This is a genomic window from Streptomyces swartbergensis (assembly GCF_002148965.1).
GTDB lineage: Bacteria > Actinomycetota > Actinomycetes > Streptomycetales > Streptomycetaceae > Streptomyces > Streptomyces swartbergensis.
Genome location: NZ_NGFN01000253.1, coordinates 1 through 13,029 on the forward strand (window position 1 = coordinate 1; position 13,029 = coordinate 13,029).

15 protein-coding genes and 1 pseudogene are annotated in these 13,029 nt (G+C 72.4%); 8 read left to right on the forward strand and 8 right to left on the reverse strand.

Going from position 1 to position 13,029, the window contains the following annotated elements; translation table 11 throughout:
• A partial coding sequence (locus tag CA983_RS30905) for an acyl-CoA dehydrogenase family protein (protein ID WP_143645589.1) occupies positions 1-543 on the reverse strand: 543 nt, incomplete at its 3' end.
• Positions 544-652: 109 nt separating this feature from the next.
• Positions 653-1,792, reverse strand: a complete 1,140-nt coding sequence (locus tag CA983_RS30910) for an acyl-CoA dehydrogenase family protein (RefSeq protein ID WP_086604116.1) — start codon at positions 1,790-1,792, stop codon at positions 653-655.
• Between the two features lie 47 nt (positions 1,793-1,839).
• Here CA983_RS30910 and CA983_RS30915 point away from each other — a divergent pair, with 47 nt between their 5' ends.
• From CA983_RS30915 to CA983_RS30925, 3 genes are read left to right on the forward strand one after another with little or no spacing between them, the layout of a single operon-like run.
• Positions 1,840-2,625: an SDR family oxidoreductase gene (locus tag CA983_RS30915; protein WP_086604117.1), complete on the forward strand. Its 786-nt coding sequence runs from the start codon at positions 1,840-1,842 to the stop codon at positions 2,623-2,625.
• 42 nt (positions 2,626-2,667) lie between these two features.
• Positions 2,668-3,279, forward strand: a complete 612-nt coding sequence (locus CA983_RS30920) for a TetR/AcrR family transcriptional regulator (RefSeq protein WP_244207172.1) — start codon at positions 2,668-2,670, stop codon at positions 3,277-3,279.
• Positions 3,280-3,304: 25 nt separating this feature from the next.
• Positions 3,305-4,462 (forward strand): acetyl-CoA C-acetyltransferase, encoded by a 1,158-nt coding sequence (locus CA983_RS30925; protein ID WP_086604119.1) that lies wholly within the window; start codon positions 3,305-3,307, stop codon positions 4,460-4,462.
• Here CA983_RS30925 and CA983_RS30930 read toward each other — a convergent pair.
• Genes CA983_RS30930 through CA983_RS30945 form a run of 4 tightly spaced genes read right to left on the reverse strand, consistent with a single transcriptional unit; the run spans position 4,446 to position 7,791 of the window.
• Entirely contained in the window at positions 4,446-5,495 is a 1,050-nt protein-coding gene (locus CA983_RS30930) for an NAD(P)H-dependent flavin oxidoreductase (protein WP_086604120.1), read from the reverse strand. The genes CA983_RS30925 and CA983_RS30930 overlap by 17 nt on opposite strands.
• A complete protein-coding gene (locus tag CA983_RS30935; protein WP_086604121.1) occupies positions 5,495-6,214 on the reverse strand; it encodes a CoA-transferase subunit beta in 720 nt (239 codons plus the stop codon). The genes CA983_RS30930 and CA983_RS30935 overlap by 1 nt, the downstream gene beginning before the upstream one ends.
• The gene (locus tag CA983_RS30940) at positions 6,211-7,047 is read right to left on the reverse strand and encodes a CoA transferase subunit A (protein ID WP_086604122.1); all 837 of its coding nucleotides are present in this window, start codon (positions 7,045-7,047) and stop codon (positions 6,211-6,213) included. The genes CA983_RS30935 and CA983_RS30940 overlap by 4 nt, the downstream gene beginning before the upstream one ends.
• Positions 7,048-7,791: an enoyl-CoA hydratase family protein gene (locus CA983_RS30945; protein WP_086604123.1), complete on the reverse strand. Its 744-nt coding sequence runs from the start codon at positions 7,789-7,791 to the stop codon at positions 7,048-7,050.
• Between the two features lie 54 nt (positions 7,792-7,845).
• Here CA983_RS30945 and CA983_RS30950 point away from each other — a divergent pair, with 54 nt between their 5' ends.
• Complete coding sequence (locus tag CA983_RS30950) at positions 7,846-8,622, forward strand: SDR family oxidoreductase (protein WP_086604124.1); 777 nt, start codon at positions 7,846-7,848, stop codon at positions 8,620-8,622.
• Positions 8,606-9,520 (forward strand): SDR family oxidoreductase, encoded by a 915-nt coding sequence (locus CA983_RS30955; RefSeq protein WP_086604125.1) that lies wholly within the window; start codon positions 8,606-8,608, stop codon positions 9,518-9,520. Before CA983_RS30950 ends, CA983_RS30955 begins: the two co-directional genes overlap by 17 nt.
• A gap of 28 nt (positions 9,521-9,548) precedes the next feature.
• On the opposite strand, the gene CA983_RS30960 is transcribed toward CA983_RS30955, so the two are convergent.
• Positions 9,549-10,436: a hypothetical protein gene (locus CA983_RS30960; protein ID WP_086604126.1), complete on the reverse strand. Its 888-nt coding sequence runs from the start codon at positions 10,434-10,436 to the stop codon at positions 9,549-9,551.
• A 120-nt stretch (positions 10,437-10,556) separates the two neighbouring features.
• Here CA983_RS30960 and CA983_RS30965 point away from each other — a divergent pair, with 120 nt between their 5' ends.
• The gene (locus tag CA983_RS30965; protein ID WP_244207173.1) at positions 10,557-11,009 is read left to right on the forward strand and encodes a GNAT family N-acetyltransferase; all 453 of its coding nucleotides are present in this window, start codon (positions 10,557-10,559) and stop codon (positions 11,007-11,009) included.
• Between the two features lie 45 nt (positions 11,010-11,054).
• Positions 11,055-11,405: a chorismate mutase gene (locus tag CA983_RS30970; protein WP_086604127.1), complete on the forward strand. Its 351-nt coding sequence runs from the start codon at positions 11,055-11,057 to the stop codon at positions 11,403-11,405.
• A gap of 44 nt (positions 11,406-11,449) precedes the next feature.
• Here the strand turns inward: CA983_RS30970 and CA983_RS30975 are convergent.
• Positions 11,450-12,291 (reverse strand): annotated as a pseudogene (locus tag CA983_RS30975) (alpha/beta fold hydrolase).
• A 273-nt stretch (positions 12,292-12,564) separates the two neighbouring features.
• On the opposite strand from CA983_RS30975, the gene CA983_RS30980 reads away from it, so the two are divergent.
• A partial coding sequence (locus tag CA983_RS30980; protein WP_086604128.1) for a response regulator occupies positions 12,565-13,029 on the forward strand: 465 nt, incomplete at its 3' end.

The window sequence follows — 13,029 nt, forward strand, 5'->3', positions numbered from 1 at the left end:
GTCGAGGGAGGGGCGGACGGGGCCGTGACCGGGGGAGAGGCGGATGCCGTCGGGCTCCCACGAGAGCCGGAGGGTGGCCGCGTCGCCGTCCAGGGCGTAGGGGCCCTGCGGGGGCGAGGGCAGGTCCGGTTCACGGCTCCTGTCCGCCGGCTGCTTCGGCGTCGGCCCGTCCGGCCCCACCGTCGCCATCGTCCCGCCCGACGCCAGCACCGGCAGCAGCCGCTTGGCGATGCCCGGGTCGGCCCCCGTGAGGATCACCGCCGCCGCCACCGTCTCGACCAGCGGGCCCGGCACCGCGTGGCGGCCCAGCTCCACGAAGGCGACGGCCAGTTCGACCGGACGCGGCCCCAGTCCGCCTTCGTACGTCTCCGGAACCGCCAGCGCGAACACGCCCGCCTCCGCGAGACGGGACCACAGGGCCCGCCCGCTCGCATGCTCGCCCCGGCTCCAGTCCCGGATCACCGCCGGAGTGTCCGACGCCGTCAGCAGGGCGTCCAGTGAGGCGGCGAAGGCCCGCTGCTCGGCGTCGAGGAGGAAGCGCATCAGAGGTGCCCCTTCGGTGTCGGCCGGGCCGGCCGCTGTGGTGAGACGCGCGGCTTCCCTGGCGCCCTCGGCGTCAGCGCGGTCCTCGGCCCCGGCGGAGCCCCCGGCATCAGCGGCGTCCCTTCGGCAGGCCGAGCAGGCGCTCGGCGATGATGTCGCGCTGGATCTCGTTCGTGCCCGCGTAGATCGGGCCGGCGAGCGCGAAGACGTACCGCTGCGCCCAGTCGGTGTCCGCCGCCTCGCCCTCCGGGCCGAGGAGGTCGAGGGCCGTCTCGTGCAGCGCGATGTCCAGTTCGGACCAGAAGACCTTGTTCAGGCTCGACTCCGGGCCGACGGCCTCGCCGTCCAGGAAGCGGGAGGCCGCCGCGTACGTGAAGAGCTGGTAGGCGCGGGCGCCGATCAGGGCGTCGGCCACCCGGTCCCGCTCGGACACCGGGCTGCCCCGCTCCCGCCACAGCCCCTCCAGCCGCCGCGCGGCCGCGAGGAAACGGCCTGGGGAGCGGAGCATCAGCCCGCGTTCGTTACCGGCCGTCGCCATCGCGATCCGCCAGCCCTGGCCGGGTTCGCCGATCACGTCCTCGTCGGGCACGAAGACCTCGTCCAGGAACAGCTCCGCGAACGCCGGCTTGCCGTCGAGGCGGGCGATCGAGCGGACCGTGACGCCGGGGGCGCGCAGGCCGAACATGAGGTATGTCAGGCCCTGGTGGGGCTTCGCGGTGTCCGGATCGCTGCGGAACAGGCCGAACGCGCGGTCGGCGAACGCGGCACGCGAGGACCACGTCTTCTGGCCGCTCAGGAGCCAGCCGCCGTCCGTGCGCACGGCCCTCGCCCGCAGGGACGCCAGGTCCGACCCGGCCTCGGGCTCCGACCAGGCCTGCGCCCAGATCACCTCACCGCAGGCCATCGGGGGCAGCACCCGGGCCCGCTGCTCCTGGGTGCCGTGGGCGAAGAGGGTGGGGGCGAGCAGATGGATGCCGTTCTGCCCGACGCGTCCCGGGGCGCCCGCCGCCCAGTACTCCTCCTCGAAGAGCAGCCACCGCAGGAGCCCCGCGTCCCGCCCGCCGTACTCCGCCGGCCAGTCGACCACCGACCAGCGGTCCGCGGCCAGCTCCGCCTCCCAGGCGCGGTGGGCTTCGAAGCCCTCCGCCGTCTCCAGGGAGGGCAGGGGCTCGCGCGGCACACGCGCGTGCAGCCACTGACGCACCTCGGTGCGGAACTCCTCGTCCGCCGGCGAGAACGCGAGATCCACGACCGCCCTCCTTCCCTAACAAGTGTTTGGTAGGTTAGCGTGAGCCCATGACAGACGTCGAGAGTCCCTCGTACGTGCCCGGGCACGGCGTGCTGGAGGGGCGGACCGCCGTCATCACCGCCGCGGCCGGCGCGGGGATCGGCGGGGCCACCGCGCGCCGCTTCCTGGAGGAGGGTGCGCGCGTCCTGATCAGCGACGCGCACGTACGGCGGCTCAAGGAGCACGAGGCGGAGCTGGCCGGCGAGTTCGGCGCGGCGTCGGTCGCCGCGGCGCCCTGCGACGTCACCGACGAGACACAGGTGCGCGCCCTCTTCGACACGGCCGTCCGGGAGCACGGGCGCCTCGACGTCGTGGTCAACAACGCCGGTCTCGGCGGCACCGCGGACCTCGTCGACATGACCGACGAACAGTGGTCCCGCGTCCTGGACGTGACGCTGAACGGCACGTTCCGGTGTGTGCGGGCCGCGCTCCGTCACATGCGGGGCAGCGGCGGGGTGATCGTCAACAACGCCTCCGTCGTCGGCTGGCGCGCCCAGGCCGGGCAGGCCCACTACGCCGCCGCGAAGGCCGGCGTGATGGCGCTGACCCGGTGCGCGGCGGTCGAGGCGGCCGGGTACGGGGTGCGGGTCAACGCCGTGGCGCCCAGCCTCGCCATGCACCCGCATCTGGTGAAGGTGACCACGCCCGAGCTGCTCGCCGAGCTGACCTCACGCGAGGCCTACGGGCGGCACGCCGAGCCCTGGGAGGTGGCCAACGTGATCGTGTTCCTGGCCTCCGGCTACTCCTCGTACATGACGGGGGAAGTGGTCTCCGTCAGCAGCCGGCATCCCTAGGACGACAATGGACCCGTGCCTCCTACGAAGAAGAAGCCCCAGGTGACCGCCACAGAGCCCGCCGCGGCCGCCGCCGCCCGCGACCGCCGCGCCGAACTCCTCGGCACCGCCGCCGAGGTCTTCGCCGAGCAGGGCTACAACGCCACCACCGTCCGCAAGATCGCGGACCACGCGGGGATGCTCGCGGGCAGCCTCTACTACCACTTCGACTCCAAGGAGTCGATGCTGGAGGAGATCCTGCGCACCTTCCTCGACGAGCTCTGGGACGGCTACGACGCCGTGCTGGGCGCGGGACTCGGCCCGCGCGAGACGCTTCAGGCCCTGGTCACCGAGTCGTTCCGGGAGATCGACCGGCATCGCGCGGCCGTCGCGATCTACCAGAAGGAGAGCAAGCAGCTCGTGGCGCAGGAGCGGTTCGCGTTCCTCGCCGAGTCGCAGCGCAGGTTCGAGAAGGCGTGGCTGTCCACGCTGGAGCGCGGCGTCGCCGAGCGGGCCTTCCGGGCCGACCTCGACGTCCGGCTCACCTACCGGTTCGTGCGCGACACGGTGTGGGTGGCCGCGTCCTGGTACCGGCCGGGCGGGCAGCACAGCCCGGACGAGATCGCCCGGCAGTACCTGTCGATGGTGCTGGACGGGATCGCCGTACGCGAATAGCCCCTTTTGATCTGAGGGAGTTGCCATGGCCGAGGCCTACATCGTCGAAGCGGTCCGCACGCCCGTCGGGCGGCGCGGGGGAGGACTGAGCGCGGTCCATCCGGCCGACCTCGGCGCGCATGTGCTGAAGGAGCTGATGAGCCGCTCCGGCGTGGATCCGGCCGCGGTGGAGGACGTCGTCCTCGGCTGTCTGGACGCGGTGGGGCCGCAGGCCGGGGACATCGCGCGGACCTGCTGGCTGGCGGCCGGGCTGCCCGAGGAGGTGCCGGGCGTGACCGTCGACCGGCAGTGCGGCTCCTCGCAGCAGGCCGTGCACTTCGCCGCGCAGGCCGTGCTGTCCGGCACCCAGGACCTGGTGGTCGCCGGCGGTGTGCAGAACATGTCGATGATCCCCATCGCCTTCGCCACCCGGCAGGCCGCCGAGCCGCTCGGGCTGACCCAGGGCCCGTTCGCGGGCAGCGCGGGCTGGCGGGCGCGGTACGGGGACAAGCCCGTCAACCAGTTCGCGGGCGCCGAGATGATCGCCGCGAAGTGGGGGATCAGCAGGCAGGAGCAGGAGGAGTTCGCCCTGCGGTCCCATCAGCGGGCGGTGCGGGCGATCGACGAGGGCCGCTTCGACCGCGAGACCGTGCCGTACGGGGAGGTCACGGCCGACGAGGGCCCGCGCCGGGACACCTCCCTGGAGAAGATGGCAGGCCTCAAGCCGGTCATCGACGGCGGCACGATCACCGCCGCCTGTTCCTCGCAGGTCTCCGACGGGGCGGCGGCGATGCTGCTGGCCTCCGAGCGGGCGGTGCGCGAACACGGGCTCACCCCCCGCGCGCGGGTGCACCATCTCTCGGTGCGCGGCGAGGACCCGATCCGCATGCTCACCGCCCCCATCCCGGCCACCGCCCACGCCCTGAAGAAGACCGGCATGACCATCGGCGACATCGACCTCGTCGAGATCAACGAGGCCTTCGCCCCGGTCGTCCTGGCCTGGCTGAAGGAGACGGGCGCGGACCCGGAGAAGGTCAACGTCAACGGCGGTGCCATCGCCCTGGGCCATCCGCTCGGCGCGACCGGCGTGAAGCTGATGACGACCCTGCTGCACGAACTGGAGCGCACCGGCGGCCGGTTCGGCCTGCAGACCATGTGCGAGGGCGGCGGACAGGCCAATGTGACGATCATCGAGAGGCTGTGAGACGCCGACGGGTGTCCTCGGCCTCCTTCATGATCCGCTCCACCAGCTCCGCGCACGACGGCAGGTCGTCGATCACCCCGGCGACCTGCCCGGACGCCATCACGCCCAGGTCCGTACGGCCGTCCACCATGGACGCCTTGAGCAGCATCGGCGTGTTCGCGGCGAGCAGGACCTGGCTCCAGGTCAGATCCTTGCCGTGCCTGAGGGCGAAGCCGTCTTGGAGCATCCGGCGCCAGCTCGTGCCGGACAGCTTCCGATAGCCCGCCGCCCTGCGGACCGCCTGGAGGGCACCCCTCACCCGGCCGGACCGCTCCAGCGCCTCGACCAGTTCCGTCCGCAGCATGCGATGCGGAAGCCCGTCCACCGCCCTGGTGACCGTCACATCCCGCACCGTCGCCGCCAGGTACCGCGCCTTCACCGCCTCCGGCACGGTCGAGTCCGAGGTGAGCAGGAACCGCGTGCCCATCGCCACGCCCGCAGCCCCGTAGGCCAGCGCCGCGACCAGCCCCCGCCCGTCGAAGAACCCGCCCGCCGCCACGACCGGTATGTCCACGGCGTCGACGACTTGCGGCAGCAGCACCGTCGTGGCCACCTCGCCGGTGTGCCCGCCGCCCTCCGTGCCCTGCACCAGCACCGCGTCCGCGCCCCAGCCGGCGACCTTCTCGGCGTGCCGCCGCGCCCCCACGGTCGGCATGACGACCACACCGGCGTCCTTGAGCTCGCCGATCAGCTCCCGGGACGGGGCCAGGGCGAAGGAGGCGACCCGGACGCCCTCCTCGATCAGGATCCGCACCCGGTCACCGGCGTCCGCCGCGTCGGCGCGCAGGTTCACACCGAACGGCGCGTCGGTACGGGCCCGGACCTCCCGGACGGCCGCGCGCAACCGGTCGAGCGTCATCGTCGCCGAGGCCAGGATGCCGAGAGCGCCCGCGTTCGCCGTGGCGGAGACCAGGCGCGGGCCCGCCACCCAGCCCATCCCGGTCTGCACGACCGGATGGCGGACCCCGGTCAGCCGGGTCAGCGCCGTCTCCATCACGAGGCGACCTCCCTGGTACGGGTACCGGCTGGGTCGAGGACCTCGCGGATCAGCCGGAGCTCCTCGGCGGTCGGCTCGCGGGTCGGCGGCACCTCGTCCGGGACGGCGAGCTCGAAGCCCGTCGCCTCCCTGACCTGCTCCACCGTCACACCCGGGTGCAGCGAGGCCGGGCGCATCGAGTGGTCGGCGGTGGTGAAGTCGAAGACACCCAGGTCGGAGACGACCCGCGGGATGCGGTGGTGACGCGCGCCGGCCGCGTGGTCGTACCCGACTCCGCAGACCATGTCGACCCGCTCGACGAAGACCCGCCGGGAGTGCCTCGGGATCCAGTAACTGGTCGGATGGTTCAGGGTGTTGACCGGCGCGCCGCGCACCCCGAGCAGCTGCCGCCGCGGCCGCTCCCAGTCGCCGATGCACGAGATGTTCTGGTTGCCGAACCGGTCGATCTGGCTCGCGCCCATCATCACGTGCCGCCGGCCGCCGGTCACCAGGGCCAGATGCTGCCGGTACGGCAGCCAGCCCTCCGTCGTCCCGTCCGGGCGGACCAGCAGCGCCTCGCCGTCGGTCAGCAGCAGGTCCGGCGCGAAGGTGAGCCGGGCGAGCCGGGCGCCGATGGAGGGGATCAGCCCCATGGGGCTCGCGAGCACCTCGCCGTCGCCCCGCCAGGCCTCGGCGCAGGCGATCACGCAGTACTCGGCGCGGGTGACGCCCGTCATGTCCCCTCCCCGACGGCCGACCGGTACGCCTGCTCGTCCCCGGCGAGGAACCGGGCCGCGAACTGCGGCCAGGGTGTCGTCGCGTACGCCTTCTGGAAGGCCTCGTCCCGGCCGTAGTCAGGCGCGCAGGACGTGAAGTGCGCCCCGTTCGGGGCCTCCACGACGCCGGTCACCGTGTGCCGCTTGACCAGCAGGGTCTGGGGCGCCGCCGTCTTCGTCAGCTCGGCCGTGTCGACGATCCGCTCGCAGCTGACGTACGCCGTGTCCGCCGCCTCGCAGAACAGGTCGTCGAAGTAGGGGTCCGGACCCAGGTACTGCCCGTTGCCCAGCCTGTCGGCGCGGTTCACGTGCACCAGGGCCGCGTCGAGGCGCAGGGCGGGCATCGCCACGAACGTCTCCCCGTCCTCGTACGGTGACGTGACCGTCCGTAAACCGGGGTTGACCCGCATCACGTCCGAGCCGAGGCCGGCCCGCACCGGCAGGAACGGCAGCCGGTTCGCCGCCGCGTGCAGGCCCCACATGAACATCGCCTCGTCGATCTCCGTCAGTGCGAAGGCGCCCCGCTCGCGGGCCGCGCGGTAGTGCGGCTCCAGGGGGATCGAGTCGAGGGTGACGAACGCCGTGACCAGTTTCCGGATCCGCCCGGCGGCGGCCAGCATGCCCACGTCCGGGCCGCCGTACGAGACGACCGTGAGATCGGTGACCTCCGACCTGAGCAATGCTCTCACCAGGGCCATCGGCTTGCGGCGCGAACCCCAGCCGCCGATGCCGAGGGTCATGCCGCTGGACAGGCGGGACACGGCCTCGTCGGCCGTCATCGTCTTGTCGCTCACCTACGCGCCCTCCTTCCCGAAGCCGGCGCGCACCCGGTCGGCCACCCCGCTCAGGCCCGCCTCGAAGGTGAAGCCCTGCTCGAAGCGGTAGCTGCGGCGCACGTCGACCGGGTCGATGCCGTTGAGGGCGGCCTTGGCCAGGCGCAGCAACTGCCCGTCCTTGGCGGCGATCTCGCGGGCCAGCGTCAGTGCGGCGGCTCGCAGTTCCCCGCGCGGCACGACCTGCCACACCGAGCCGTGCGCGTGCAACTCGGCCGCGGTCGCCGTGCGCGAGGTGTAGTACAGGGCGCGCATCAGATGCTGCGGGACCAGCCGGGCCAGATGGGTGGCCGCGCCCAGCGCGCCCCGGTCCAGCTCGGGCAGCCCGAAGACGGCGTCCTCGCTCGCCACGATCACGTCCGCGTTGCCCACCAGACCGATACCGCCGCCCAGGCAGAAACCGTGCACCGCCGCCACGACCGGCACCGCGCAGTCGTACACCGCGGCGAAGGCCTCCGCACAGGCGTGGTTGGCGCCGATCAGCGCACTGTTCCCGTCCTTCTGTATCTCCTTGATGTCCACGCCCGCGTTGAACCCGCGTCCCTCGGCCGTCAGCACCACGCACCGGACCTCCGGGTCGCGCCCGGCCGCGCGCACCGCTTCGGCCAGGGCGAACCAGCCGGCCACCGGCAGGGCGTTCACCGGCGGGAAGCCGACCGTGACGACGGCTGTGCCCTTTTCCACGCACGAGGTGGAGACACCCATGGCCGCATCAGCTACCTTTCCACCTAACGTTTGTTAGGTGGAAGGTAGCAGTGAATGGAGCTGGACGGGAAGGTCGCCGTCGTCACGGGCGGGACCCGGGGCCTCGGTGCCGGCATCGCGCGTGCCTTCGTACGGGCGGGCGCCGAGGTCGTGGTCTGTGCCCGCCGCCCGCCGGAAGTCCCGCTGCCCGGGACGCAGTTCGTGCCGCTGGACGTCCGGGACGCCGAGGCCGTCCGGCGCCTGTGCGGCGAGCTGCCCCGGCTGGACGTCCTCGTCAACAACGCCGGCGGCAGCCCCCACCGCCCGCTCACCCACGCCGGCGCCGACCGGCACGCGCGCGTCGTGGAGCTCAACCTCGTGGCTCCGCTGACCGTGTCCCTCGCCGCGTACGAGCACCTCCGGCGGGCCAGGGGCTCGATCGTCATGATCGGCAGCGTCAGCGGAGGCCGCCCCTCACCGGGCACCGCCGCCTACGGCGCCGCCAAGGCCGGCCTGGAGAACCTCGCCCGCTCGATGGCCGTGGAGTGGGCGCCCGACATCCGCGTCAACACCCTCGTCGTCGGCATGGTCCGCACCGAACTGTCCCACCTCCACTACGGCGACCAGGACGGCGTCGCCGCCGTCGCCCGCACCGTCCCGCTCGGCCGCCTCGCCGAGCCGTCCGACGTCGGCCGGGCCGCGGTCTTCCTCGCCTCGGACGCCGCCGCCTACATCAGCGGGGCGAGCCTGCTCGTGCACGGGGGCGGGGAGCGCCCCGCGTTCCTGGACGCGGCGAACGCCGGCCACACGCCTGTTGCCGACAAGGAGAGCCGACATGAGCGAACTCTGTGAGGGGCGGGTCGTCGTCGTCACGGGCGCGGGCCGCGGGCTCGGCCGCGCCCACGCGCTGGCGTTTGCGGCCGAAGGGGCGCTGGTGGTCGTCAACGACTTCGGGGTGGGCCTCGACGGTGCGCCCGAACCCGACGGTCCCGCTGCCCGCGTCGCCGAGGAGATCCGCGCGGCGGGCGGCGAGGCGGTGCCGCACGGCGGCGACATCGCCACGACCGAGGGCGCCGCCTCCCTCGTCCGGACGGCCCTGGAGAAGTACGGCCGGCTCGACACGCTCGTCAACAACGCGGGCTTCCTGCGTGACCGGATGCTGGTCAACCTCGATGAGGACGACTTCGACGCCGTCGTACGCGTCCACCTCAAGGGCCACTTCCTGCCCCTGCGGCACGCCGCCGCGCACTGGCGGTCGGAGGCCAAGGCGGGCCGCGCGCCCGAGGCGCGGATCGTCAACACCAGCAGCGGCGCGGGCCTGCTGGGCTCGGTCGGACAGGGCAACTACAGCGCCGCCAAGGCCGGGATCGTCGCCCTGACCCTGGTCGCGGCGGCCGAACTGCGCCGCTACGGCGTCCAGGTCAACGCGATCGCCCCCGCCGCCCGGACCCGCATGACGGAGCGCACCTTCGCCGACACCATGGCGGCACCCGGCTCCGGCTTCGACACGATGGCCCCGGAGAACGTCTCCCCCCTGGTCGTCTGGCTCGGCTCGGCCGCGAGCGCCGGGGTGACGGGCCGGGTCTTCGAGGCGGAGGGAGGCCGGATCACGGTGATGGAGGGCTGGCGCCCGGGCCCGGGCGTGGACAAGGGCGAGCGGTGGGCTCCGGCGGAGGCGGGGGAGGCGGCGCGGAAACTGCTGGCGGAGGCGGGCGAGCCCGGGAGGGTGTACGGGGCTCAGGGGTTCTAGGAAGGTTCCAGGGAGCCCAGGAGTCGTCTTACGTATCGCACTCCAACACACTCCGGCACAACGCACACCGCGCCCGAACCCGCCCCCGCACCGGCACCCTGATCCGCTGATGACAGGTCGGGCAGGGAAACGACACCCGCAACCGCCCGCCCCCGTCGGGAGTGAACGAGTACCGCACATCCGGCTGCGGCGGCCCGGACGGCGCATGTCGCCGATCGCGCGCGTACCGCCGCCGCCCCGCCCATCCCGCCGCGGTCAACGGCGGCTGCTGCTCATCCTGACGGGCCAGCTGCATCCCCTTCACATACGCCGTGTACGCCTGCGGACTGGTGAACCACACCGACGGGTCCTCCCCGAACACCAGCGCCCGCTTGGCCAGCACGTACCCGAACTCCTCCGACGTGAGATACCCCAGCTTCTGGGACGACGCCCGGTCCTCCCGGTACGCGTCCAGCAGCAGCCAGCCCGCGCCCAGATACGTCGTCGCCGTGTCCGTCAGGATCTCGTTGTCGCGCACGCCCGGGAAGGACAGGTCGAGGCGGTGCAGGTACACGTGCATCACCTCGTGCGCCAGGGCCGCCCCGATGTCCCGCCGATGCGTACGGAACCGGTCGTTCAGCTCCACGAAGTACTCCGGCCCGGCCACGAGCTCGACGTTCGCCGCGTGCCGCATCTCCCGGAAGCTCACGATCAGCCGGGCGTCCGGCAGCCGGTAGTGCCGCACCAGCTCGTGCGCCACCCGGTGCGCCCCCAGATACAGGTCGTCGGTGTCGCAGAACGCCACGTCGGCGGGGACCACACTGGTGGCGAACGTCTGGATCGTGTCGTACGACAGCCGCTTATACAGGGCCGTGATGGCGGCCCGCACCGTCTCCAGATGCGGGTACCCGTGTTCGACCGGCCCGTCGTTCGCCACGCCTCACCCCCAAGACGCCTGAACCCGATTCCACTGTACGAAAGTGTGGCGGTCGCGGGGCCGCGCCGGCGCCGCGAAAACCGGTCGTCGCCGCCCTGGGCCGCTGGCAGAATCCGGGCCGTGACCAGCGAACAGCGCTCCGTCGCCGCATCGCTCCGGGTGGGCGGCCAGGACGACGAACTCGAGAAGCGGCTCGACGAGGAACTGACCGCCTTCAACACCGCGGCCGCCGACGGCGCCCCCACCGAGCCCCTCTCCGTCCGTGTCGCCGACGAGGCCGGCGACCTGATCGGCGGGCTGACCGCCTGGACCTGGGGCAGCCTGTGCTCCGTGGACATGCTCTGGGTGCGCGCGGACCAGCGGCACGCCGGGTGGGGCGGCCGGCTGATGCGCGCCGCGGAGGAAGAGGCCGTCCGGCGCGGCTGCACGGACATGATCGTCTCCACGTACAGCTTCCAGGCGCCCGGCTTCTACCCGCGGCTCGGCTTCCTGGAACGGGCCCGCATCGAGGGCGTGCCCGGCGGACACGAGGACGTCTACTTCCACAAGCGGCTGAGCACCGCCGAGTTGTGAGACGGCCCGCGGCCGCCGGGCGTGCGCCCCTTAGGCTGATCTGCCATGACCACCAGCAACAACGGCACCGGTGACGTCGACCCTGCCGTCCGTGAGGAACTCGCCCGCCTGCGCGACAGCATCGACAACATCGACGCGGCCGTCGTCCACATGCTTGCCGAGCGCTTCAAGTGCACCCAGCAGGTCGGCCTCCTCAAGGCCCGGCACCAGCTGCCGCCCGCCGACCCGGCCCGCGAAGCCCGTCAGATCGCCCGGCTGCGCGCGCTCGCCGAGGACGCCAAGCTGGACCCGGCCTTCGCGGAGAAGTTCCTGAACTTCATCGTGGCCGAGGTCATCCGGCACCACGAGCGCATCGCGGACGAGACGCTCAACGGGTCCGCGCCGGGCCGTAACTGACCTGGCTCGATCTTTGACCCGCCCAGGCCAAGGATCAAGTCAGGTCATCCGTTGAGGAATTCGGTGATCTGCGGGGCGATCTTCTTCGGTGCCATGACGACCGCGCCGTGGTTGAGGCCGGGCAGGGTGCGGTGGTCGGCCTGCGGCAGGATCTCGGAGACGGCGCGGGCGGCGCGCTGGAAGGCGGCCGGGCTCTTGCCGCCGGTCAGTACCCGGGTGGGCACGCTCGCGCCCTTCCACTCCTCGGCGTTGAGCGGCTTGCCCCGCTGGGTGTCGCCCATCACCGCGATGTCGTAGGGCAGGGTATGAGCCAATCTCGTGAGGTTCGCCCACACCTTCGGCATCAGCTTCATGAAGAACACGGCGATACCGGGCATGGCATGCCCTGCACCCTTGTCATGAAGTACTTGACCGCGTCGCTGTCGCGGCCCTGCGCAAGCAGCGCGATGACCTGCCACGCGAAGTCCCTGGGCGGGCCGCCATCGCCGTCGGTGACCACGAACGGCGGCTCGTACAGGGCCAGGCGGTCGATGTTCACTCCGGCAGCGGCCGCACGCAGGGCGAGGACCGCCCCGGAGGACGAGCCGAACAGCGATGCGGAGCCGCCGACGTGCTCGATCAAGGCGGCGATGTCCTCGATCTCGCGCTCGACGGCGTAAGCGTCGGCGTCACCGCTGGCACCCCGGCCGCGCCGGTCGTAGTTGATCACGGTGAAGTGCTCAGCGAGGAGGGCGGCAAGCCTGGCGGTGTCAGAGCGGTCGGCCAGAGCCGAGGCCACCAGGACGACAGCCGGCCCGCTGCCCGACTGCTCGAACGCGATCTCGGTGCCGTCGGCGGAGACGACACGCGCGTCGGCCTTGGCCGCCTGCCCTCGGGTTGCTGACATGTCCTTCTCTCCCGTTCCCATAGGGGCCGTACTGCTGGGGCGTGAGCTGCTGCCGTTGAGACTCCTGTGGGGCGGAAAACTCATCGGAACCTCAGTCGAGTCCGTCTGCCGAAAGTCGAGTTCGTCTGCCGAATCCCCGCCTGCTCCCCGGGGGAGTGACACCGCGGCCCGCGCGGGGCATGCTGCGCTGTGCACAGCATGTCAGCTGACAAGTACTACGCGTCAGCGCCCCGGACTTACTCTGGTTCCTCCACAGGGAGGGGACGTCGGGCCATGCCGTCGGATACCAGGATCCTCATCGTCGACGATCACGAGGACACGCTGTACGCGCTGGAAAGCGCCCTGGCCCCGCTGGGCTATCAGCTCGGCCGGGCCACCAGCGGTGACGAGGCGCTCAAGCAGGTGCTGCGCGGCCAGGTCGGCCTGCTCCTGCTCGACGTGCGCATGCCCGGCGTCAGCGGACTGGAGGTCGTGCGCTACATGCGGCGCGTGGAACAGACCCAGCACATCCCGGTGATCCTGCTCACCGGCTTCGGCCCCGACCAGGAACTGACCACCGCCGCCTTCGGCCTCGGCGTCGCCGACCTCGTCATGAAACCCGTGGACCCCTGGGCCCTGCGCACCAAGGTCCGCTACCTCTACGACGCCCACCGGCACCACCTCGCCCTGGAGCAGGAGGTGCGCCGGCTGCGCGCCCAGGTCCGGGAGCACACCGAGACCCCCGCACACCCCCAGCGG

What these genes read in the sequence shown, in the direction of transcription:
- CA983_RS30925 (WP_086604119.1), top strand. Translation starts at nt 3,305, where the DNA reads ATGGCCGAGGCCTACATCGTCGAAGCGGTCCGCACGCCCGTCGGGCGG.
- CA983_RS30970 (WP_086604127.1), top strand. Translation starts at nt 11,055, where the DNA reads ATGACCACCAGCAACAACGGCACCGGTGACGTCGACCCTGCCGTCCGT.
- CA983_RS30915 (WP_086604117.1), top strand. Translation starts at nt 1,840, where the DNA reads ATGACAGACGTCGAGAGTCCCTCGTACGTGCCCGGGCACGGCGTGCTG.
- CA983_RS30955 (WP_086604125.1), top strand. Translation starts at nt 8,606, where the DNA reads ATGAGCGAACTCTGTGAGGGGCGGGTCGTCGTCGTCACGGGCGCGGGC.
- CA983_RS30930 (WP_086604120.1), bottom strand. Translation starts at nt 5,495, where the DNA reads ATGGAGACGGCGCTGACCCGGCTGACCGGGGTCCGCCATCCGGTCGTG.
- CA983_RS30945 (WP_086604123.1), bottom strand. Translation starts at nt 7,791, where the DNA reads ATGGGTGTCTCCACCTCGTGCGTGGAAAAGGGCACAGCCGTCGTCACG.
- CA983_RS30935 (WP_086604121.1), bottom strand. Translation starts at nt 6,214, where the DNA reads ATGACGGGCGTCACCCGCGCCGAGTACTGCGTGATCGCCTGCGCCGAG.
- CA983_RS30950 (WP_086604124.1), top strand. Translation starts at nt 7,846, where the DNA reads ATGGAGCTGGACGGGAAGGTCGCCGTCGTCACGGGCGGGACCCGGGGC.